The sequence below is a fragment of the Pseudomonas sp. CFBP 13602 genome (genome assembly GCF_014842725.1).
Taxonomy (GTDB): domain Bacteria; phylum Pseudomonadota; class Gammaproteobacteria; order Pseudomonadales; family Pseudomonadaceae; genus Aquipseudomonas; species Aquipseudomonas baltica.
Window position 1 is genome coordinate 161,364 of record NZ_JACYVT010000007.1, and the last position, 20,115, is coordinate 181,478.

A 20,115-nucleotide genomic window follows, 5' to 3' on the forward strand; every position below is an offset into this window, starting at 1 on the left:
GTTTCAGGCTATAGCGTTGCAGTGAAAATGTTGGTAGCTTGCGCCTCAGTGCCCCCCTAGAGTTAAAACAATGAAAAGACCAATGCTCAAGACCACTCTCGGCTTCGCTGTCACCCTGGCATCCAGCCAGCTTTTCGCTGCCGGCTTCGCCCTCAATGAACAAAGCATCAGCGGCATGGGTACCGGCTTCGCCGGTCGCTCGTCGTCCGCCGAGGACGCCAGCACTGTCTATGGCAACCCTGCCGGCATGTCCCGCATCAAACGTGAACAGGTCAGCGTCGGCGCTGCGGCCATCGTCGCCAAGACCGACATCAGCGGCCGTGGAACCTTCGGCGGCAGCAACGACGGCGACATGGTCCCGTTCGTTGGCGTCCCGATGGGCTACTACGTCAAACCCCTGGATGACAACTGGACCGTCGGTTTCGGTCTGTACGCGCCTTTTGGTCTGGTCACCGACTATGAAAGTGGTTTTGCCGGCCGCTACTGGGGCGACAAGAGCCATGTGGCGGTCGTCACGCTGCAGCCTACCGTCAGCTATGCCTTCAACGAGCGTGTGTCGATCGGCTTCGGTCCTACCTTCAACCGCCTTGAAGGCGAGCTGACGTCGGCCGCGCTGAACCGCGCGACGCCAGGCCGCAACGACGGCGAAGTCAAGATCAAGGGCGACGATACCGCCGTGGGCTTCAACGTCGGCGTGCTCGTTCAGGCCACTGATGATACCCGCGTGGGCCTGACCTACCACTCCAAGGTCAAGTACAAGCTGGACGGCCATACCAAGGTCGAAGGTTCGGGGTTCGGGCCGTTCAACGGCAGCAAGTACGATGCATCGCTGGACATCGACACGCCTGAGTCGGTGGACTTCTCGGTCACCCACGAACTCAACCAGGACTGGACCCTGTACGCAGGCAGCACCTGGACCCGTTGGAGCCGCCTGAAGGAAATCTCGGTCGAGAACGAAGGCGTGCCTGCCGCGCTGCGCTCATCGATCGGCACCATCACCGAAGAACAGAACTGGCACGACACCTGGTCTCATGCCGTGGGCGCCGCCTACAAATTGAACAAACAGTGGACGCTGCGCACGGGCTTTTCGGTTGACCAGTCGCCGACCAACAACACCAACCGTTCGCCACGCATCCCGACGGGCGACCGCGCCATCCTCAGCCTGGGTGCTGGCTGGAGCCCGACGGACGACCTGACCTTCGACTTCGCTTATTCCTACCTGAAGGAAGAAGACACGAAGATCAACCTGGTCAGCGCCACCAAGGGTGCCTACCAGGCCAAGTACGAGAACAGCGCACATGGCTTCGGTACTTCAGTGACCTACCGCTTCTGATCGATCAGGTAATACGAAAAGCCCCGACCGGTTCGGGGCTTTTTCATGTGTGACGTCAGCACAGGCTCATGTTCATTTGCAGCAGGGCCAGTCCGCCCTGCTGCCAGCCCCACCACGCCAGACCCAGCAGCGCGGCCAGTGCGCATGCCATGGCGAGTTGCACGCTGCGGAGTCTGCTCATGCGCTCGCTCCCTGCGCCTGCAGCCGGGCAACGGGGCGTTCGCGCACCGGCCAGTTGAGCGCACCGGCGAGCAGGCTCAACGCAATCGACAGCTGCCAGACCAGGTCATAGCTGCCGGTCTGGTCGTACACCAGGCCGCCCAGCCAGCCCCCCAGAAACGCCCCCAGCTGGTGGAAGAGAAACACGATGCCGCCGAGCATCGACAGGTTGCGCACGCCAAACAGCGTTGCGACGGTACCGTTGGTCAAGGGAACGGTCGATAACCAGAGCAGCCCCATCGCCATGCCGAACAGGCAGGCGCTGACGGTAGTGACAGGGAACCACAGGAACAGCACGATCACCACGGCGCGCATCAGGTACAAGGCGGTCAGCAAACGCGGCTTGGACATGCGTCCACCCAACCAGCCGGCGATGTAGGTGCCGAAGATGTTGAACAGCCCGATCAGCGCCAGAACCGTGGTGCCGACGCTTGCCGGGAGGTGCTGGTCGACGAGGTAGGACGGCAGGTGCACACCGATGAATACCACCTGGAAACCACACACGAAGAAGCCCAGCGCCAGCAGCCAGAAGCCCGAATGGCCGCACGCCTCACGCAGCGCCTGGCCAAGGCTCTGATCGTGGGCCTGGGCTGGCAGTGGCCGGTCCTTGAGCATGCGTACCAGGGGGACGATGAACGCCACCAGTACGCCCATCACCAGCAAGGCCGTCGACCAGCCCAGCCAGCTGATGAGGCCGAGCGTGCCGGGCAGCATCGCGAATTGCCCGAACGAGCCGGCTGCACTGGCGATCCCCATGCCCATGCTGCGGTGTTCGGCGGGCAGGGCTCGCCCGACCACGCCCAGAATCACCGAGAACGACGTACCGGAGAGCCCCAGGCCGATCAGCAGGCCAGCGCTGAGGCTCAGGCTCAACTCGGAGTTGGCCAGCCCCATGCAGCCAAGGCCGACCGCGTAGAGCACACCACCCACCGCAACCACCCGCCCGGCGCCGAAGCGATCCGCCAGGGCGCCGGCGAAGGGTTGGGCCAGGCCCCAGATCAGGTTCTGCAGCGCGATGGCCAGCGCGAATACGCCCCTGCCCCAGCCGAACTCCGCACTCATGGGCGCCAGGAACAGCCCGAAGCCGTGGCGAATGCCCAGGGACAGGGCAAGGATCAGGGCTGCGCCGAGCAGGACCCAGCCGCTGGTACGCCATACCGATGTCATTATTGTGTGCTCCGGGCATGAGGGGACAGGCCGCTCGATTGTATGCCTGTTCATCGCCGACAGGCAGCGCCGCATGCAACCATCTGCGAGGCAGGTTCTACAGCGCAGCGCCCAGCAGCACCAACAGTTCGAGCAACTCGAGCATGGCGCCGGCGGTATCGCCGGTGGTGCCGCCCAAACGCTTGATCACCTGGCGTCGCAGCGCCACGAAGCCAGCCAGCACCAACAGGCTGATCCAAACCCCGCAGAACGCCAGGCTGACCAGCGCCACGCCTGCCAGCAACCAGGCGCCGGCACGACGCGGCAGGTGGTCGGCCAGGGCCTGGCCCAGCCCGCCAGCGCGCACGTAGGGCGTGGTCATGAACAGGCCGAGCATGGCGGCCCGCGCCAGTATCGGGGCCAGCATCAGCGCGGCCTGCTGGCCCTGCTCGAGCAAGGCCAGCAGCGCACAGAACTTGAGCAGCAGCACCAACATCAGCGTCACCACGGCCATGGGACCGCTGCGTGGGTCCTTCATGATCAGCAAGGTGCGTTCGCGGTCGCCGAATCCGCCCAGCCAGGCATCGGCACTGTCCGCCAGACCGTCCAGGTGCAGCCCACCGCTGAGCACCACCCACAGTGTCAGCAACAGGGCTGCGTGGAGAAAAGCCGGCACCCCGGAGAGCAGGGTGTTGGCGCACCACAGCAGCACGCCGAACAGCAGCCCCACCGCCGGATAGAACAACAGCGAGCGACCCGAATCCTGCGGGCTGGGCATCCCTGGCAGGCGCACCGGCAAGCTGCTGAGAAACTGCAAGGCGATCCAGAACGGCAGCATGTTCAGGACGGCTCGCTCAGGCTGCCGTCGGCTGCCATCACCACACTGAACAAGGCAGCGTGTCCGACCTCGACTTGAAGCAGCTGTTCGCGTGGCAGGGCGCGTGCTTCGGCCAGCAACAGGCGCATGACCCCGCCGTGCACCACCAGCAGCAACCGCTCGCCCGGATATTGCAGGTGCAACCTGCGCAACGCGGCATGGATGCGCGCGGAAAAATCCAGCATGGGCTCGCCGTCGGGTGGCGTGAAGGCGTAGGGGTCGTTCCAGAACAGCCCCAGACCGGCTTCGTCGGTCTGCATCAATTGCGCCGCACTCAGGCCTTCCCAGGCGCCGAAATGCAGTTCCTGAAGACCAGCCTCGAAGCTCAGCGGCAGCCCGCGCTGTTCGGCCAGCACCTCGGCGAAGCGTGCGCATCGCTGCAGCGGTGAGCTGACGATGCGGTCCCAACCGGAACGGTCGGCAACCGCCGCGTGCAGTTGGGCCCAACCGCGCTCGGTCAGGGCGTCATCGAGGCTGCCGCGAAACCCGCCGATCTCGGTTTCGCCATGGCGCAGCAGATCCAGGTGCAAGATCATGCCGGACGGTCCGCGACAGCCGCTTCGGCGAAGGTCGCCATTTGCCCGTGCAGGTCGCACGCCAGGCGCAACAGCGGCACGGCCAAGGCGGCGCCACTGCCTTCGCCCAGGCGCAGGCCCAGTTGCAGCAACGGTTGCGCCTCGAGGGCTGCCAGGACATGGCGATGGCCGGGTTCGGCGCCGTTGTGAGCGAACAGCAGCCAAGGCCGGATGGACGGGTTCAATTGCACCGCCAACAGCGCCGCGACACTGCAGATGAAACCATCCACCAGCGCTACGATGCCCTCCTGGGCACAGGCCAGGTAGGCGCCGACCAGCGCGGCAACCTCGAAGCCACCGTAGCAGAACAGGCGCTGCAGCGGTTCATCGGGCAGCTTGGCATGGGCCTTCAAGGCGCGCTCGATGACCTGCACCTTGTGGGTCACGCCAGCGGCGTCCAGACCGGTGCCCGGCCCGGCCAGATCGACCACGGCGCACGCCAGCGAGGCGCAGGCCAGCGCGGTGGCCGACGTGGTGTTGCCGATGCCCATCTCACCGCCGATGAACAGCTCGGTGCCGCTGGCTTTCGCCCGCAGCACGCTGTCGCGACCGGCCTGCAGTGCCTGCGTGCCCTGCTCGAAACTCATCGCCGGCGCGTCGATGAAATTGCGCGTACCGGCAGCGATCCGCACATGCTGCACGCCAGGCAGATCGCCCAGCGGCGTCGCGGTACCGAGGTCCACCACTTCCAGGCGTGCCTGCAGGCGGCGCGCCAATACGCTGATGGCCGCACCGCCGTTGACGAAGTTGTGCACCATTTGTGCAGTGACTTCCTGCGGATAGGGCGAGACGCCCTCGGCGACGATGCCGTGGTCGGCAGCGAACACCGAGACCCAGACCTGCTCGACCGAGGGCTTGAGCCGCCCTTGCAATGCGGCCAGTTGCACGGCCACCTGTTCCAGCGCGCCGAGCGAGCCGGCCGGCTTGGTCAACTGCTGCTGACGCTCCAGCGCCTCGCGATGAATGCGGGCATCGGCGGCACGGGCAGTGTGCAGCCACCAGGCTGAGTTCATAACGCAGGTCCTTTCAATACCATGGGAAGGCCGGCCACGGTGAACACCACTCGCTCGCAGCGTTCGGCCAAGGCCTGGTGCAGCAGGCCTGCCTCGTCGACGTAGCGCCGGGTCAGTTCACCCAGCGGCACGACGCCCAGGCCGGTTTCGTTGCTGACGAAGAGGATGTGTCCCGGCAGGCCGGGCAGTGTTTCCAGCAGAGCTTCACGCTCTGCCTTCAAGCGCTCGGGCTCGTCGAGCATGAGCAGATTGGTCAGCCACAGGGTCAGGCAGTCAACCAACAGGCAGCGATCGCTGCGCGCTTGAGCACGCAGCACGTCAGCCAAAGCAAGTGGCTCTTCCACCAGCCCCCAATGATCGGGACGGCGCTCGCGGTGCAAGGCCACCCGCTGGTCAAGCTCGCCATCCACCGGCTGGCTGGTAGCGATGTATACGACGTGCAGCTGGCTGTCGGTGGCCAGCCGTTCAGCCAGGCGGCTCTTGCCGGAGCGGGCACCGCCGAGGATCAGTTGCAGCATGTCAGGCACCTCCCCCAGGCAAGCCGCACAGCTCGCGCAGGCGCGCGGTGTCCAGGTGCTGCTCGACCAGGTCGGCCAGGCGCTCGATGTCGGCCTCGCGCAACGCGTGGTAATCCACCGACTGCACGTCGGCCAGTCCCGCCCAGCGCAGCAAGGCCACCGATGACTGCGGCGCTTCGAACAAGCCGTGCAGGTAAGTCCCCAGGATCTGCCCGTCAGCGCTGATCGCGCCGTCGCGGCGGCCATCACTCAATTGCACCGCCGGATGATCCAGCGCCGCCCCGGTGGTCACCCCGGCATGGATCTCGTAGCCGCTGACGGCGGCCTGTTCAAGGGTCAACTGGCCGGTCACGTTGCGCAGCTGTTTTTCAGCGTGCAGTTCGGTGGTGAATTCCAGCAGGCCCAGCCCCGTACTGGAACCGGCTGCGCCTTCGAGGCCCAGCGGGTCGTCGATGCGCGTGCCGAGCATCTGCAGCCCGCCGCAGATGCCCAGCACCTTGCCGCCATAACGCAGGTGGCGGGCGATCGCTTGTTCCCAGCCCTGGGCACGCAGGTGGGCCAGGTCGGCACGCACGCTCTTGGAGCCGGGCAGGATGATCAGGTCGGCCGCGGGGATGTCATCGCCCACGCCGATGAACTGCAGGTCGACCTGCGGGTGCAGGCGCAGCGGGTCGAAATCGGTGTGGTTGCTGATGCGCGGCAAGACCGGCACGATCACTTTGAGCACCTTGTCGGCCTTGCTTGACTGACGCCGATCCAGGCCGTCCTCGGCCTCCAGGTGCAGGTCCATGACATACGGCAGCACACCGATCACCGGCTTGCCGGTACGGGCCTCCAGCCAATCCAGGCCTGGCTGGAGCAAGGCGATGTCGCCGCGAAAGCGATTGATGATGAAGCCCTGAACCCGCGCCTGTTCAGTCGGCGAAAGCAGTTCCAGGGTACCAACCAGATGGGCGAACACGCCGCCGCGGTTGATGTCGGCGATCAGCAGCACCGGGCAATCCACCGCCTCGGCGAAGCCCATGTTGGCGATGTCGCCGGCGCGCAGGTTGATCTCCGCTGGCGACCCGGCGCCTTCGACCACCACCACCGGGTAGCTTGCGCTCAGCCGTTGGTGCGAAGCCAGTACCGCCTGCATGGCGATGGCCTTGTAGTCGTGATACGCGACGGCGTTCATGCTGGTCACGGCGCGCCCGTGGATGATCACCTGGGCACCGGTGTCGCTGTTGGGCTTGAGCAACACCGGGTTCATGTCGGTATGCGGCTGCAGGCCCGCGGCCTGGGCCTGCACCGCCTGGGCACGACCGATCTCGCCGCCGTCGGCAGTCACCGCACTGTTGAGGGCCATGTTCTGCGGCTTGAACGGCACCACCGCCACGCCCTGACGGGTCAGCCAGCGGCACAGCGCGGTGACCAGCGTGCTTTTCCCGGCATCGGACGTGGTGCCCTGAACCATCAATGTGCTCATGCATGCTCCTTGCGATACTCGCCCAGGGCGGATTCGAGTCGTGCCCAGTCGCCCTCGCGGGCAGGCAGGCCGAAGCGCAGGCGGCTGTCCTGCTTGAACAGCCGCACGAGGATGCCGCGACGGGCGAGGAAATCCTGCAGGCGCTCGGCCCCTTCGTACGCCACCGACTGGAACAGTGCGCAGCCGCCCTGTGGCGCCAGGTCGTGGCGCCGCAAGCATTGGGCAAGGCGCTCGCTGGCCGCGGCGCAGCGGGCGATCTGCGCCTGCTGCGACGGCTGGTCGAGCAGGCAGGCCTGCCCCAGCTGGCGTGTCGGTCCGCTCACTGCCCAAGGCCCGATCAGGTCGGCCAGCAGGCGCAGCAGGCGCGGCTCGCCGAGGACGAAGCCCAGCCGTACACCCGCCAGGCCGAAGAACTTGCCGAACGAGCGCAGCACGATCAACCCAGGTTGCACGCCGTAGCGAGCCAGACCGGCACGCGGCGTGTTGTCCATGAACGCTTCATCGACCACCAGCCAGCCGCCCCGGCTGTTCAGACGCGCATTCCAGGCCAGCAGGCAGTCGGCGGACAACAGCCGGCCAGTGGGGTTGTTCGGGTTGACGACGACCAGCACGTCGAGACTGTCGATGAAGTGCTCGACCTCGTCTTCGCTGATTTCGCGTACCACATGCCCCGCTTGTCGCCAGCCCTCGGCATGTTCGGCGTAGCACGGCGACAGCACCCCTACCCGACCACTGCGACGAAGGCGTGGCAGTGTCTGAATGGCCGCTTGCGAGCCCGGCACCGGCAGCACGTGCGCGAAGCCATAGTAGCTGCGCGCGGCGTCTTCCAGACCGTCTTCGTTTTCCGGCAGCCGCGCCCAGGCGCGCGCCGTGATCTCGGGCAGGGGGAAAGCCCATGGCGCAATACCGGTGGACAGGTCGACCCAGTCGTCTTCGGCGATACCGTATTCGAGCACCGCCTGGCGCAAGCGCCCTCCGTGTTCAAGCATCGAGCAAGCCTCCCAGACACAGCACCAACAGCCACAGCCACACGCCGCGCTGGACCAGGTTCCAGCCGCGCTCGATGCTGTCGGCATCGGCCGGCGCACCCTCGCCCAGCACGGCCCGCTCATGCAGCTCGCCGTGATAGATAGCCGGACCGCCCAGCTGCACGCCCAATGCGCCGGCCCCTGCCGCCATCACCGGGCCTGCGTTGGGGCTGTCCCACTGCGGTGCCTGCCGGCGCCAGCAGCGCAAGGCCAGGCGGGTCTTGCCCAGCACGGCATAGGTGAGCGCAACCAGGCGCGCCGGGATGTAGTTGAGCACGTCGTCGATCCGCGCCGCCGCCCAACCGAAACGCTCGAAGCGTTCGTTGCGGTAGCCCCACATGGCGTCCAGCGTGTTGCTCAAGCGATACAGGACAACCCCGGGCGCGCCGGCCACGACGAACCAGAAGATCGCCGCGAACACCGCATCACTGCCGTTTTCCAGCACCGATTCGGTGCCGGCCCGGGCCACTGCCTCGGCGTCCAGCTCATCGGTCTGCCGGCTGACCAGATAGCCGACACGCTGACGAGCGCTGGCCAGGTCGTCGCTGCGCAGGGCCTGGGCCACGGGCATCACGTGCTCCCCCAGGCTGCGCATGCCCAGCGCCAGGTACAGCGCGCCAATCTCCACCAGCCAGCCGACCAGCGGCAGCCAGGACAGCAATGTCGCCAACAGGGTCAGGGGCACCACGGCCAGGAACCAGGCGGTGACACCATGGCTGCGCCAGCCACGCCCGGCGCGGTTGAAACGTGCTTCGATCCGGTTGGCCAGACGGCCGAAGGCAACCAGCGGATGGTGCCTGCGCGGCTCCCCCAACAGGGCATCGAGCGCCACCCCGGCCGCCGTCATCAACGCAATGCTCACAACGATTTTCCCCATTGGTTTTCGTACAGCATGTGTTCGAGCGGCTGGGGGGCAGCCCAGCCTTGAAGTTCCAGCATCGGCGCATCGTAGAAGCCTTCGACCGGCCCCAGGCACAGTACCGCCACCGGTTTGGCTCCAGCGGGCATGCCCAGTACCTCGGCCAGGGCATGGGGATCGAACAGCGACACCCAACCCATGCCCAAACCCTCGGCGCGCGCCGCCAGCCACAGGTTCTGGATGGCGCAGGACACCGAGGCCAGGTCCATTTCCGGCAAGGTCCGGCGGCCGAACACATGGCGCTCGCGATCGTCCATCAGCGCTGCCACCAGCACCTCGGCGCAGTCCGCGATCCCTTCGACCTTGAGCCGCATGAACTGGTCCGAACGCTCGCCCATGGCGTGCGCGGTGCGCAGTCGCTCTTCCTCGACCAGCGCCTGGATGCGACCGCGCACATCGGCGTCGCTGATGCGGATGAAACGCCAGGGCTGCATCAGGCCGACGCTTGGCCCCTGATGGGCGGCTGCCAGCAGCCGCGCAAGCAGCGCCGGCGGCACGCTGCCACCGGTGAAGTGACGCATGTCGCGGCGTTCGGCGATCACTCGGTAGATGGCGGCGCGCTCGCTGTCGCTGTAGGGCTCGCTCATGACGCCGCCCGATGCCCGGCTGCAGGCGCGCGATCATCGGGCGCGAACAGTGCGGCCACCGCCGCCGGATTGGACGGGAAATAGAAATGCACGTAAGAGGCCGTCATCCGTCCCTGGCGGTAAACCGCCTCGGCGCCGCGACCGCCATTGGGGCTGACGCCGCGAGCAATCGGCTGCAACTCGGTACTGGTCAGCGAGTGGTGATAAGTGTGCCCGCGCAATACCCCCTCCGGCAGCTCGACCGCCTGCAAGGCCAGGGCCGCCAAGCGCTTCTGCATGACTGCTTCGCCGGGCAGCAGACCCAGCAGTTGCGCGCGGGCCCCTTCGACGTCGGTCAGTGCGTCGAGCAAGTAGAGCATGCCGCCACATTCAGCCAGCAGCGGCTTGCCCGCGGCATGGTGAGCGCGGATATCGTCGAGCATCGAAACGTTGGCGGCGAGCGCCAAATGGTGCAGCTCGGGGTAGCCACCGGGCAGGTACAGGCTGTCGCATGGCGGCAGCCGCAGGTCGTGCAACGGCGAGAAGAACACCACCTCGGCGCCCATGTCGCGCAACACATCCAGACTGGCGTCGTAGACGAAAGCGAACGCGGCATCGCGGGCCACACCAAGGCGCACGCCATCGAGCAGGCGCGCCACCGAGCGTTCGACCGGGGCGGCGAAGGTGACCGCAGGCGGCAAGGCCACCTGGCAGGTCTGGGCCAGGGCGGCGGCCGCGGCATCCAGGCGGGTATCCAGATCGTTGAGCTCGCTGGCCTGGACCAGCCCCAGATGGCGGCTCGGCAGTTCGATCCCGGTTTCCCGGGACAACGCGCCGTACCAGCGCAGACCCTGGGTCAGGCTGCCCTCGAGCAGTTGCGCGTGACGCACCGTGCCGACCCGGTTGGCCAGGACGCCGGCGAACGGCAGATCGGGTTGGTAACAGGCCAGGCCCAAGGCAAGAGCGCCGAACGTCTGCGCCATGGCGGTGCCATCGATCACGGCCAGCACCGGAACGCCGAAATGACGCGCCAGGTCAGCGCTGGACGGCGTGCCGTCGAACAGGCCCATGACGCCTTCGATGAGGATGATGTCGGCTTCCTGCGCCGCTTCCCATAACAGCCGCCGGCTGTCCTGCTCGCCGACCATCCACATGTCCAACTGATAGACAGGCGCGCCGCTGGCGCGAGCGAGGATCATCGGATCGAGAAAGTCCGGGCCGCACTTGAACACCCGCACCCGCCGCCCCTGATTGCGATGCAGGCGCGCCAGGGCGGCGGTCACGGTGGTCTTGCCCTGCCCGGAGGCCGGGGCGGCGATCAGCACCGCCGGACACTGGCGCGGCTCGGTCATAGTTCGATGCCCTTCTGGGCACGGATGCCGGCCTGGAACGCATGCTTGACCACACCCATTTCGGTGACTGTGTCGGCCAGTTCGATCAGCTCGGGCTTGGCCCCGCGACCGGTGACGATCACATGCTGCATGGGCGGACGTGCCTGCAGATCATGCAGCACGGTGTCCAGGTCGAGATAACCATGCTTGAGGGCAATGTTGAGTTCGTCGAGCACCACCAGGCCAATGGCCGGATCGCTCATCAGTTGCCTGGAGACGTCCCAGGCAGCCTCGGCCGCCGCGATGTCTCGCTGCCGATCCTGAGTTTCCCAGGTGAACCCTTCACCCATCACGTGGTAGCGCACCTGCTCGGGAAAGCGCCGGAAGAACAGTTCCTCGCCGGTGCTGTTGCGCCCCTTGATGAACTGCACCACGCCGCACTGCAGGCCGTGGCCCATGGCTCGCGCGAGCATGCCGAACGCCGAACTGCTCTTGCCCTTGCCGTTACCGCTGAGCACCAGCAGCAAGCCACATTCGTTGGGAGAATTGGCGATGCGTTCGTCCATCACGGCTTTCTTGCGCAGCATGCGCGCCAGGTGACGTGCGTCGCGTTCGGTCGTTTCGTTCATGGTGGCTCTCCGCTACACCTGCACGCAGGCAGCATCAACGCGACACCGAGGCCGGCTGGCCGAACAGTGAACGTCAATGCCGCTCTCCCCGCGCGACAGTACATGGGTCAGGGCACGGCCCGGCGCAACGACGCCCGAGAATGAGCGCCGGCCCTGCAGCGTGCCGTAAAGGTGGACCAGGCCGGTCTCCGGGCTCACGAGCGGGGCTGTACACACCCAGGCCGCACGCCTTCCCGAATCACTTCAGTGGCATCGTGTGCAGCCTTGACTCGTCTACCGTTGCGGGGGCAGCGCCGGGATGGCGCGTCGAACGCTGCGCACCGGCTTCCCTGTTTCACTCGTCTGGATCGTCCGATCGCCGAGCACCTGGAACAGCCGCGCAGGTTAGAGGGTTGAGCCAGGAGCGTCAATTGATCCGCAGCACCTGATCCCCTGCTGCCGCTGACCGGCAACGCGGTTGAACCTTGCCAACCGCCAGTGCCTCTACCTTCTGTGAACAAAACCTCAGAGAGCCCGACCATGCACAAGACCCGCCTCGCTACATTGATTCTGCTGGCTGCCGGCCTTGCCGCCTGTGGCGAAACATCGTCATTGCAGGTCAGCGACGGGACGGGCCCCTCGCCCAAGCTGCCCGAGCCCAACAAGACCCTGATCCCTACCGTCAATATCGCGCCGGCGGTGGGCTGGCCCGAAGGTGGCAAGCCAACGGCGGCGCCCGGCACCCAGGTGGCCGCTTTCGCCGCAGACCTGGACCACCCGCGTTGGCTTTACGTGCTGCCCAACGGTGACGTGCTGGTGGCGGAAACCAACTCGCCGGCCAAGCCCGACGACAGCAAGGGTATTCGCGGCTTCGTCATGGAGAAGGTGATGAGCCGGGCGGGCGCCGGCGTGCCCAGCGCCAACCGGATTTCGCTGCTGCGCGACAAGGACGGTGATGGCGTGGCCGAGACCCGTACCGTCTTCATTGCCAACCTCAATTCGCCGTTCGGCATGACCCTGGTCGGCAACGATTTCTATGTGGCGGACACCGACAAGCTGCTGCGCTTCAAATACACCGATGGCGCCACCTCGATCAGCGGCGCGGGCGAGAAAGTCGTGGACCTGCCGGGCGGCACGCTCAACCACCACTGGACCAAGAACGTCATCGCCAGCCCAGATGGCAAGAAGCTGTACGTCACCGTTGGCTCCAACAGCAACGTGGGCGAGAACGGCATGGATCAGGAACAAGGCCGCGCAGCAATCTGGGAAGTGGATGCTGCCACGGGCCAGCACCGGATTTTCGCCTCCGGCCTGCGCAACCCCAACGGCATGGCCTGGGAACCCAAGACCGGCAAGTTGTGGACGGCGGTCAACGAGCGCGACGAGATCGGCAGCGACCTGGTGCCGGATTACATCACCTCGGTCAAGGATGGTGGTTTCTACGGCTGGCCCTATAGCTATTACGGGCAGCATGTAGACGTACGCGTCGAGCCGCAGAATCCCGAACTGGTGGCCAAGGCCATCGCGCCGGACTATGCAGTCGGGCCGCATACGGCATCGCTGGGCTTGAGTTTCGCCGACGGCAGCGGATTGCCTGCCCCCTTCACCACGGGCGCACTGATCGGCCAGCATGGATCGTGGAATCGCAAGCCGCACAGCGGCTACAAGGTGGTGTTCGTGCCGTTCGTGGACGGCAAGCCGAGCGGCCAGCCCATCGACCTGCTCAGTGGTTTCCTCAATGGCGACGAGAAAGCCATGGGTCGCCCGGTTGCGGTACTGCCCGACCACAAGGGCGGTGTGCTGGTTGCCGACGATGTGGGCAACAAGATCTGGCGAGTCACTGCCGCCAAGTGATCGAGCCAAGCCGGGGCGAGATCACTCGCCCCGTTCGGGTCACGGATTGCGCGCCAGCTGGCCGGGTTGCAGCACCCGCTTGGCGTTGAGATAGGCTTTTTGCCAATAGGGCTTGTTCAGGTAATCGAGCTTGACCGTGCCGCCGCTCGACGGGGCATGCACGAAACGCCCCTCCCCTACGTAGATACCGGCGTGACTGACTTGCGAGCCACCGCTGGTGGCAAAGAACACCAGATCCCCGGACTGCAGGTGCGACTGGTCGACATCCGGCGAGCGCATCACGATCATTTCCCGCGTCGAGCGCGGCAGGGCAATGCCGGCGGCATCGCGATAAACGAAGCTGATCAGGCCGCTGCAGTCGAACCCGGAGTCGGGCGTATTGCCTCCCCAGCGGTACGGCGTGCCCACCAATCCCAAGGCCCGGAACAAGACGTCGTCGGCGGCGCCGACCATGTCGTTGTTGGGGTTCATGACGATCGGGTTGATGACCTTGGGCCTGACTACCTTGGCCGGAGGCGCACTGGCGCAGCCGGCAAGCACGGCGGCCAATGCGATTGAAGCGAAAACGCGTGCCTGGGTAGACATGTACCGAACCATCCTGAGCCGACTGCCGTAATAGACTAGATTCATTACCCGAAAACACAAACGGCGCTGAGGTTTTCACCTCACCGCCGCTTTGTTGCGCTGCATCCGTTATTTGCTGGAGATCATCGTGGTGGGCGCCATGGCCAGGGCCCGCTTGGCCTCGATGAAAGTCTTGCTCCAGTAGCTGTCGCCCAGGCTGTCTACGCGAACGCCACCGCTGCGGCGGCTGCTGGAATGGATGAACTGGTCATCGCCCAGGTAGATGCCGGCATGGCTGACACGACCACGACCGTTGGTGCTGAAGAACAGCAGGTCACCGGGCTTGAGCTTGTTGCGGGCAACCAGTGGGGCCTTGACGTTGATCATCTCGCGAGTCGAGCGCGGCAGGTTCATGCCCGCCTCTTCGCGAAACAGATAGCCGATGAAACCACTGCAATCGAAACCGGAAGCCTTGTCGGTGCCGCCGAAACGGTAGCGGGTACCGATCAGGGATTTGCCACGCTCCAGGATGCTGTCGGCCAGGATCGGCAAGCTGTAGCCCTTGCTGCCGTCGAACTGGGCCAGCTCGTCTTCGGTGGTGATTTCTTCTTCGAACAGCAGCGAGGCTTTCGAAGGGGATTGATGCGGCTGGACGGCGGTGACCGGGTCCAGAACCTGCTGCTGGGAGACCGGCGCTTGCGCCGCGCAACCGACCAGAAGGGTCAACAGTGCGATGGGCACGAGGGGTGCTAAGCGATTGAGCATGGGCACGACCGTGACGAGGAATAGTGAAAGAGAAGCGACTATACCTGTATCGCGATTATTTGCAAATTCAATCGAACGAAATGTGACTCAGGAGAATTACGGTGACATCTAACGCCCCATTTTGCAGCCCCGCTCGCACCCCGTTGCACGATAATGACGCCGAATCCCCGAATTCATTGGCCGAAAGATAATCGCAAAATGCCACCATCATGACTGGACGTCTATACAGATAAGCATGCTGCAGAGGCGCACTTAGAACCGATTGGAACACCGGTGAAACAGGTCATAGAGCGGCTGAATCGACCTGCCTTTTCTACCACCCCAGCGTTTCCTTGAGGAAAGGGATGGTCAGCTTGCGCTGCGCTTGCAGTGAGGCCTGATCGAGGCGCTCGAGCAGCTCGAACAGTGCACTCATGCTGCGCGTGCCACGGGTGAGAATGAAATGGCCGACCTCGTCGGTCAGGTGCAGGCCGCGACGCGATGCACGCAGCTGCAGGGCGCGCAGTTTGTCCTCGTCGGACAGCGGGCGCATCTGGAAGATCAGGGCGAGGGTCAGGCGCGACTTCAGGTCGGCAAGCTTCACCGGCAGTTCGCGAGGCGAGTGGGACGCGGCGATCAGCAGCCGGCGGCCACTGTCACGCAGGCGATTGAACAGGTGGAACAGGGCTTCTTCCCACTCCGGCTTGCCGGCCACCACATGCAGGTCATCCAGGCACACCAGCTCGTACTGGGCCAGATCATCGAGGATGCCGACGCCTCGATCGAGCAGTTCGGCCAGCGGCAGGTACACCGCCGGTTCGCCCAGTTGTTCGAAACGCAGGCAGGCTGCGTGCAGCAAATGAGTGCGCCCTACCCCGTGCTTGCCCCACAGGTAGATGAGGCTTTCGGTCCAACCGGCGTCGGCTTCGCACAGGCGCTCGACGTAGCCGAGTGCCGCGGCATTGGCGCCTGGATAGTAATTGATGAAGGTCGCGTCATCCCGCAGACGCACACCTAGGGGCAGCTGAATCGGTTTCATGCTGGCTGAACAGCCCTGGGATCGAGCTGCAACGGGCCTCAATGTGAAGTGTGCAAAGTCTATACCTGCCCGGGCAGCCGCACAATGCGCAACACTGCTTGGAAAATCAAAGGTTTACAGTTTGGCTGCAGCGAGCCCCGCAGGGCCCGCCGCGCTCACAGGTCTGGATCCTCGGAGCCGGCGTAGATGTTCGAGTCCTTGTACAGGTCGTGCATGTGCCGCACCAGGACCATGATCACCGCAGCCACCGGCAGCGCCAGCAGCACGCCGGTGAAACCGAACAGCTCGCCGCCGGCGAGAATGGCGAAGATCACCGCCACCGGGTGCAGGCCTATGCGATCGCCCACCAGCAAAGGCGTGAGCACCATGCCCTCCAGCGCCTGGCCGATCATGAATACGGCGACGATGGCGATCATGTGGAACGGGTCCAGGCCGAACTGGAACAGGCCGGCGATGATCGCCGAACCGATGCCGATGACGAAGCCCATGTACGGCACGATGGCCGCAAGCCCGGCCACGACGCCGATCAACAGGCCCAACTGCAGGCCCACGAGCATCAATCCGGTGGCGTAGATGACACCCAGGGCCAGCATCACCAGCAGCTGTCCACGCACGAACGCGCCCAGCACCTCGTGGCACTCACCCGCCAGGCGCACGATCTGCCCTTCCCGTTGCCGTGGCAGCAGGCCGCGGATTTTCGCCATCATCAGGTCCCAGTCGCGCAACAGGTAAAAGGCGACTACGGGGATCAGCACGAAGTTGGCCAACCAGGCCATGAACGCCAGACCGGACGCCGTGGCCTGGGACAGTATCACCCCGACCACATCGGTGGTCTGTCCCATATGGCTGCTGATGGCGGCCTTGATCTGGTCGAATTTCCAGAATCCTTCGGCCAGGCCCAGCCGGGCCTGCACCCATGGCAGCGCCGAATGCTGCAACCAGTCGAGCATCTGCGGGGCCATCTGGTACAGGCTGACCAACTGCTTGGCGAGCATGGGGATGAGCACCAGCAGCGCCAGCACCAACAGCAGCGTGAACAGGGCGAACACCACCACCACGCCCCAGATGCGCGACAGCTTCCATTTCTCCAGTCGGTCGACCAGCGGATCCGCGAGATAAGCCAGCAGGATACCTACCAGGAAAGGCGAGAGAATCGGATGCAGCAGGTAGAAGAACACGCAGAGCAGCAGCACTGCTCCCAGCCAGAACCAACGGCGCATATCAGTCATCGGACAGCCCAGCTATATATAGAAGAGACAAAACGGGAATTGGGTGCGACGCCAGCGCGGCGTCGCATTGGCGTCGCCGGCTTACCAGCGAAAGCTCAGGTCCGGCGCGGGCTGGGGCGCTGGCGCCGGCGTGCCGGGAGCCGCCTGGGCATCGACCGGTACCGCGGGCGCCTGGTACGGCACCTCCTGCAGCTTGGCCAGGCCCAGTTGCGCGCGCAACTGCTCGGCACTGCCCGTCACGCGGTAGACGACCTTGTCGCCGTCCACCGTGCGCAGGCGCGCACCGTAGGATTCGAGCAGGCGACCCATCTGCGCGTAACGCTCCAGGTTCATGCCTTCGACTGCCAGGGTCATTTCGCTGCTGGCGCCGGGCTTGGCCACGAAACGCGTGGCCAGGCGCTGACTGACGGCCAGCAGCACGGCATCGGCAAGGGCCGCCTGGTCGGCGCCCTCGGCCTTGCCCTGTTCGCGCTGGTTGCCCAGCCACAGGCGCCAGGTGCCCGACCATTTGCCTTCCTCCTCGCGCGCATGCACAGCCAGCAGGCCATCGGCACCGTAGCGCTCGGACGCGCCACGCAGCGCCGCCGGGTCGCTGGCTTCGAGGTTCTGTGCAGTCCCCACGCCCTGCTCGCCGAGGTCGGCCAGGGGCAGGCGCAATGGCAGACCGCGATGCTGTGCGGCGCGGCGCAGCGGCTCGGCGGCGGATTGGCCGTCACCGACCAGGCTGCTGCCCTCGACGCTGTCACTCAACCACCAGCCCAGGATCGAAGGCCGATTGCTGCCCCAGGTCGGCAGACCCGCCGAGCGCAAGGCGGTGTCGGTGCTGGCCATGTCGAAATCGACCTGCAGCGACTCGGGCGGGCCTGCATCGTAGCCGTACTGGCTGATGATCTGCTGTGGATCCTTGCGCACGCTGGCCAGGCCTGGGCTGGCAAACGCCTTGGCGTCGCCGGTCAGGCGCAGCACCAGGGTTTCCAGCGCACGCTGGGTGGCCTGGGTACGCTCTTCCGGCGTCTGGCTGGCCACGGGCTCGCGCACCTGATACAGGTTGCTGATGGTTTCGGCGTGCAGCGGCACGCTCGACAGGGTGATGCAGGTGGCTAGCAGGTAGTGGCGCAGACGCATGGACGTTTCCCGACGGTAATAGCGGATTGAGGCTGTGACCGTACAATCGGCAAAAAGCTCAGTGGTCAAGCTCGGCGCCCAATGTAGCATGCCCGCGCGCGCCTTGGCTGCGGGCGGGCGCAAGCCGGCAATGGCACAACCGTCGAACCGCGCTGGTGACGTTCGGACAAGCCTGATAAAATCGCGCGCCTTCGTGGATCGACGACGGTCGACTCCCCCGACTCCCTCCTTTAAAGGCCTGGATCATGAGCAATAAACCCTCCGTGAGCTACAAGGACGCCGGTGTAGACATCGACGCCGGTGAAGCATTGGTCGAACGCATCAAAGGCGTCGCCAAGCGTACCGCGCGCCCCGAGGTCATGGGCGGCCTGGGCGGTTTTGGTGCCTTGTGCGAAATCCCGGCCGGCTACAAGCAGCCCGTGCTGGTGTCGGGCACCGACGGCGTGGGGACCAAGCTGCGCCTGGCACTGAACCTCAATCGCCATGAAAGCATCGGTATCGACCTGGTTGCCATGTGCGTCAACGACCTGGTGGTGTGTGGCGCCGAGCCGCTGTTCTTCCTCGACTACTACGCCACCGGCAAGCTCAACGTCGACACCGCCGCCACCGTGGTCACCGGCATCGGCGCCGGCTGCGAACTGGCCGGTTGCTCTCTGGTAGGCGGCGAGACGGCCGAGATGCCGGGCATGTACGAAGGCGAAGACTACGACCTGGCCGGCTTCTGCGTGGGTGTGGTCGAGAAGGCCGAGATCATCGACGGCAGCAAGGTCGCCAACGGCGACGCGTTGATCGCCCTGCCGTCTTCGGGCCCTCACTCCAACGGTTATTCGCTGGTGCGCAAGATCATCGAAGTCGCCGGTGCCGACATCGAGACCGTCGAGCTCGACGGCAAGCCGTTGACCGACCTGCTGATGGCACCCACGCGCATCTACGTCAAACCCCTGCTGCAACTGATCAAGGACACCGGAGCCGTCAAGGCCATGGCCCACATCACCGGCGGCGGGCTGCTCGACAATATCCCGCGGGTCCTGCCCAAGGGTGCCCAGGCCGTGGTCGACGTCGCCAGCTGGCAGCGTCCTGCGGTGTTCGACTGGCTGCAGCAGCAGGGCAACGTCGATGAGCACGAGATGCACCGGGTGCTGAACTGCGGCGTCGGCATGGTCATCTGCGTGGCCCAGGCCGATGTCGAGAAAACCCTGGCGTCCCTGCGCGCCGCCGGCGAGCAACCTTGGGTCATCGGTGAAATCGCCCAGGCCGCTGAAGGTGCCGCACAGGTCGAACTGAAGAACCTCAAGGCTCACTGATGCCTTCGACCTGTAACGTCGTGGTGCTGCTGTCGGGCACCGGCAGCAACCTGCAGGCCTTGCTCGACAGCCTGCAGGCAGGCAACCCCGCCCGCATCGCCGCGGTGGTTTCCAACCGGGCCGATGCCCTTGGCCTGCTGCGCGCACGCGATGCAGGCATCGAGGCACGCGTACTGGAGCATCAGGGGTTCGCCGACCGCGAAGCCTTCGATGCTGCCCTGATCGACCTCGTCGACCAGTACCAACCCCACCTGGTGGTCCTCGCCGGCTTCATGCGCATCCTCAGCCCGTTTTTCGTGCGTCACTATCAGGGCCGTCTGCTCAACATCCATCCCTCCCTGCTGCCGCGTCACAAGGGTCTACATACCCACCGTCGCGCGCTTAAGGCCGGGGACCGGGAGCATGGCTGCAGCGTGCACTTCGTCACCGAGGAACTCGATGGCGGGCCACTGGTCGTACAGGCAGTGATTCCGGTACAGTCGACCGACACGCCAGACACCCTGGCGCAACGGGTGCATGCCCAGGAACACCAGATCTACCCGCTGGCAGTGCGCTGGTTCGCCGAAGGCCGTGTGCGCCTGGGCGAACAGGGTGCACTGCTCGATGGCCAGCCGTTACCGGCTTGTGGCCATTTGATTCGACTCTAGGAGTTTAT

Annotated in this window: 21 protein-coding genes and 1 riboswitch; of the genes, 4 read left to right on the top strand and 17 right to left on the bottom strand. The window is 65.4% G+C overall.

Annotation, left to right across the window (positions count from 1 at the left end; genetic code table 11):
* Window positions 1–70: 70 nt before the first annotated feature.
* A complete protein-coding gene (locus IFU31_RS15910; RefSeq protein ID WP_185793737.1) occupies window positions 71–1,333 on the top strand; it encodes an OmpP1/FadL family transporter in 1,263 nt (420 codons plus the stop codon).
* Window positions 1,334–1,388: 55 nt separating this feature from the next.
* Here IFU31_RS15910 and IFU31_RS21745 read toward each other — a convergent pair whose 3' ends face one another.
* The 12 genes from IFU31_RS21745 to cobO all read right to left on the bottom strand — a co-directional run bounded on the left by IFU31_RS21745 (window position 1,389) and on the right by cobO (window position 11,622).
* Window positions 1,389–1,514, bottom strand: coding sequence for a hypothetical protein (locus IFU31_RS21745; RefSeq protein ID WP_264382555.1), 126 nt, complete (start codon window positions 1,512–1,514; stop codon window positions 1,389–1,391).
* Window positions 1,511–2,719, bottom strand: coding sequence for an MFS transporter (locus IFU31_RS15915; RefSeq protein WP_185793738.1), 1,209 nt, complete (start codon window positions 2,717–2,719; stop codon window positions 1,511–1,513). The genes IFU31_RS21745 and IFU31_RS15915 overlap by 4 nt, the downstream gene beginning before the upstream one ends.
* A 97-nt stretch (window positions 2,720–2,816) precedes the next feature.
* Window positions 2,817–3,536: an adenosylcobinamide-GDP ribazoletransferase gene (locus IFU31_RS15920; protein WP_192103679.1), complete on the bottom strand. Its 720-nt coding sequence runs from the start codon at window positions 3,534–3,536 to the stop codon at window positions 2,817–2,819.
* 2 nt (window positions 3,537–3,538) lie between these two features.
* Window positions 3,539–4,111, bottom strand: coding sequence for an alpha-ribazole phosphatase family protein (gene cobC, locus IFU31_RS15925; RefSeq protein ID WP_192057426.1), 573 nt, complete (start codon window positions 4,109–4,111; stop codon window positions 3,539–3,541).
* Window positions 4,108–5,163 carry a nicotinate-nucleotide--dimethylbenzimidazole phosphoribosyltransferase gene (cobT, locus tag IFU31_RS15930; protein ID WP_192103681.1) on the bottom strand — a complete coding sequence of 352 codons (1,056 nt, stop codon included), beginning with the start codon at window positions 5,161–5,163 and terminating at the stop codon, window positions 4,108–4,110. Before cobT ends, cobC begins: the two co-directional genes overlap by 4 nt.
* A complete protein-coding gene (cobU, locus tag IFU31_RS15935) occupies window positions 5,160–5,681 on the bottom strand; it encodes a bifunctional adenosylcobinamide kinase/adenosylcobinamide-phosphate guanylyltransferase (RefSeq protein WP_122478898.1) in 522 nt (173 codons plus the stop codon). Before cobU ends, cobT begins: the two co-directional genes overlap by 4 nt.
* Window position 5,682: 1 nt before the next feature.
* Window positions 5,683–7,149: a cobyric acid synthase gene (locus IFU31_RS15940; protein WP_192103684.1), complete on the bottom strand. Its 1,467-nt coding sequence runs from the start codon at window positions 7,147–7,149 to the stop codon at window positions 5,683–5,685.
* Window positions 7,146–8,138: a threonine-phosphate decarboxylase CobD gene (gene cobD / locus IFU31_RS15945; protein ID WP_122478901.1), complete on the bottom strand. Its 993-nt coding sequence runs from the start codon at window positions 8,136–8,138 to the stop codon at window positions 7,146–7,148. The genes IFU31_RS15940 and cobD overlap by 4 nt, the downstream gene beginning before the upstream one ends.
* Window positions 8,131–9,039, bottom strand: coding sequence for an adenosylcobinamide-phosphate synthase CbiB (gene cbiB, locus IFU31_RS15950; protein ID WP_192103686.1), 909 nt, complete (start codon window positions 9,037–9,039; stop codon window positions 8,131–8,133). The genes cobD and cbiB overlap by 8 nt, the downstream gene beginning before the upstream one ends.
* Window positions 9,036–9,683, bottom strand: coding sequence for a 5,6-dimethylbenzimidazole synthase (gene bluB, locus IFU31_RS15955; protein WP_192103689.1), 648 nt, complete (start codon window positions 9,681–9,683; stop codon window positions 9,036–9,038). Before bluB ends, cbiB begins: the two co-directional genes overlap by 4 nt.
* Window positions 9,680–11,014: a cobyrinate a,c-diamide synthase gene (locus tag IFU31_RS15960; protein ID WP_192103691.1), complete on the bottom strand. Its 1,335-nt coding sequence runs from the start codon at window positions 11,012–11,014 to the stop codon at window positions 9,680–9,682. The genes bluB and IFU31_RS15960 overlap by 4 nt, the downstream gene beginning before the upstream one ends.
* Window positions 11,011–11,622, bottom strand: a complete 612-nt coding sequence (cobO, locus tag IFU31_RS15965; protein WP_192057433.1) for a cob(I)yrinic acid a,c-diamide adenosyltransferase — start codon at window positions 11,620–11,622, stop codon at window positions 11,011–11,013. Before cobO ends, IFU31_RS15960 begins: the two co-directional genes overlap by 4 nt.
* Before the next feature lie 162 nt (window positions 11,623–11,784).
* Window positions 11,785–12,007, bottom strand: a riboswitch (cobalamin riboswitch).
* Window positions 12,008–12,141: 134 nt separating this feature from the next.
* Between cobO and IFU31_RS15970 the strand changes: the two genes are divergently transcribed.
* Complete coding sequence (locus IFU31_RS15970) at window positions 12,142–13,455, top strand: PQQ-dependent sugar dehydrogenase (RefSeq protein WP_122478909.1); 1,314 nt, start codon at window positions 12,142–12,144, stop codon at window positions 13,453–13,455.
* 39 nt (window positions 13,456–13,494) lie between these two features.
* Here IFU31_RS15970 and IFU31_RS15975 read toward each other — a convergent pair whose 3' ends face one another.
* From IFU31_RS15975 to IFU31_RS15995, 5 genes are all read right to left on the bottom strand, one after another.
* On the bottom strand, window positions 13,495–14,040 hold the full coding sequence (locus tag IFU31_RS15975; protein WP_122478911.1) for a C40 family peptidase: 546 nt from the start codon (window positions 14,038–14,040) through the stop codon (window positions 13,495–13,497).
* A 108-nt stretch (window positions 14,041–14,148) separates the two neighbouring features.
* Window positions 14,149–14,784, bottom strand: coding sequence for a C40 family peptidase (locus tag IFU31_RS15980; RefSeq protein WP_192103693.1), 636 nt, complete (start codon window positions 14,782–14,784; stop codon window positions 14,149–14,151).
* 313 nt (window positions 14,785–15,097) lie between these two features.
* Window positions 15,098–15,802 carry a DnaA regulatory inactivator Hda gene (hda, locus tag IFU31_RS15985; RefSeq protein WP_122478914.1) on the bottom strand — a complete coding sequence of 235 codons (705 nt, stop codon included), beginning with the start codon at window positions 15,800–15,802 and terminating at the stop codon, window positions 15,098–15,100.
* 155 nt (window positions 15,803–15,957) lie between these two features.
* Window positions 15,958–17,031 carry an AI-2E family transporter gene (locus IFU31_RS15990; RefSeq protein WP_192103696.1) on the bottom strand — a complete coding sequence of 358 codons (1,074 nt, stop codon included), beginning with the start codon at window positions 17,029–17,031 and terminating at the stop codon, window positions 15,958–15,960.
* 81 nt (window positions 17,032–17,112) lie between these two features.
* Window positions 17,113–18,156, bottom strand: coding sequence for a DUF2066 domain-containing protein (locus tag IFU31_RS15995; RefSeq protein ID WP_192103698.1), 1,044 nt, complete (start codon window positions 18,154–18,156; stop codon window positions 17,113–17,115).
* 245 nt (window positions 18,157–18,401) lie between these two features.
* Between IFU31_RS15995 and purM the strand changes: the two genes are divergently transcribed.
* Window positions 18,402–19,460: a phosphoribosylformylglycinamidine cyclo-ligase gene (purM, locus tag IFU31_RS16000; RefSeq protein WP_122478920.1), complete on the top strand. Its 1,059-nt coding sequence runs from the start codon at window positions 18,402–18,404 to the stop codon at window positions 19,458–19,460.
* Window positions 19,460–20,107 (top strand): phosphoribosylglycinamide formyltransferase, encoded by a 648-nt coding sequence (gene purN / locus IFU31_RS16005; RefSeq protein WP_192103700.1) that lies wholly within the window; start codon window positions 19,460–19,462, stop codon window positions 20,105–20,107. Before purM ends, purN begins: the two co-directional genes overlap by 1 nt.
* Window positions 20,108–20,115: the final 8 nt, after the last annotated feature.

Excerpts from the sequence above, each read along its gene's own strand:
- IFU31_RS15910 (WP_185793737.1), top strand. The coding sequence starts at position 71 with ATGAAAAGACCAATGCTCAAGACCACTCTCGGCTTCGCTGTCACCCTG.
- IFU31_RS21745 (WP_264382555.1), bottom strand. The coding sequence starts at position 1,514 with ATGAGCAGACTCCGCAGCGTGCAACTCGCCATGGCATGCGCACTGGCC.
- IFU31_RS15915 (WP_185793738.1), bottom strand. The coding sequence starts at position 2,719 with ATGACATCGGTATGGCGTACCAGCGGCTGGGTCCTGCTCGGCGCAGCC.
- IFU31_RS15920 (WP_192103679.1), bottom strand. The coding sequence starts at position 3,536 with ATGCTGCCGTTCTGGATCGCCTTGCAGTTTCTCAGCAGCTTGCCGGTG.
- cobC (WP_192057426.1), bottom strand. The coding sequence starts at position 4,111 with ATGATCTTGCACCTGGATCTGCTGCGCCATGGCGAAACCGAGATCGGC.
- cobT (WP_192103681.1), bottom strand. The coding sequence starts at position 5,163 with ATGAACTCAGCCTGGTGGCTGCACACTGCCCGTGCCGCCGATGCCCGC.
- cobU (WP_122478898.1), bottom strand. The coding sequence starts at position 5,681 with ATGCTGCAACTGATCCTCGGCGGTGCCCGCTCCGGCAAGAGCCGCCTG.
- IFU31_RS15940 (WP_192103684.1), bottom strand. The coding sequence starts at position 7,149 with ATGAGCACATTGATGGTTCAGGGCACCACGTCCGATGCCGGGAAAAGC.
- cobD (WP_122478901.1), bottom strand. The coding sequence starts at position 8,138 with ATGCTTGAACACGGAGGGCGCTTGCGCCAGGCGGTGCTCGAATACGGT.
- bluB (WP_192103689.1), bottom strand. The coding sequence starts at position 9,683 with ATGAGCGAGCCCTACAGCGACAGCGAGCGCGCCGCCATCTACCGAGTG.
- IFU31_RS15960 (WP_192103691.1), bottom strand. The coding sequence starts at position 11,014 with ATGACCGAGCCGCGCCAGTGTCCGGCGGTGCTGATCGCCGCCCCGGCC.
- cobO (WP_192057433.1), bottom strand. The coding sequence starts at position 11,622 with ATGAACGAAACGACCGAACGCGACGCACGTCACCTGGCGCGCATGCTG.
- IFU31_RS15970 (WP_122478909.1), top strand. The coding sequence starts at position 12,142 with ATGCACAAGACCCGCCTCGCTACATTGATTCTGCTGGCTGCCGGCCTT.
- IFU31_RS15975 (WP_122478911.1), bottom strand. The coding sequence starts at position 14,040 with ATGTCTACCCAGGCACGCGTTTTCGCTTCAATCGCATTGGCCGCCGTG.
- IFU31_RS15980 (WP_192103693.1), bottom strand. The coding sequence starts at position 14,784 with ATGCTCAATCGCTTAGCACCCCTCGTGCCCATCGCACTGTTGACCCTT.
- hda (WP_122478914.1), bottom strand. The coding sequence starts at position 15,802 with ATGAAACCGATTCAGCTGCCCCTAGGTGTGCGTCTGCGGGATGACGCG.
- IFU31_RS15990 (WP_192103696.1), bottom strand. The coding sequence starts at position 17,031 with ATGACTGATATGCGCCGTTGGTTCTGGCTGGGAGCAGTGCTGCTGCTC.
- IFU31_RS15995 (WP_192103698.1), bottom strand. The coding sequence starts at position 18,156 with ATGCGTCTGCGCCACTACCTGCTAGCCACCTGCATCACCCTGTCGAGC.
- purM (WP_122478920.1), top strand. The coding sequence starts at position 18,402 with ATGAGCAATAAACCCTCCGTGAGCTACAAGGACGCCGGTGTAGACATC.
- purN (WP_192103700.1), top strand. The coding sequence starts at position 19,460 with ATGCCTTCGACCTGTAACGTCGTGGTGCTGCTGTCGGGCACCGGCAGC.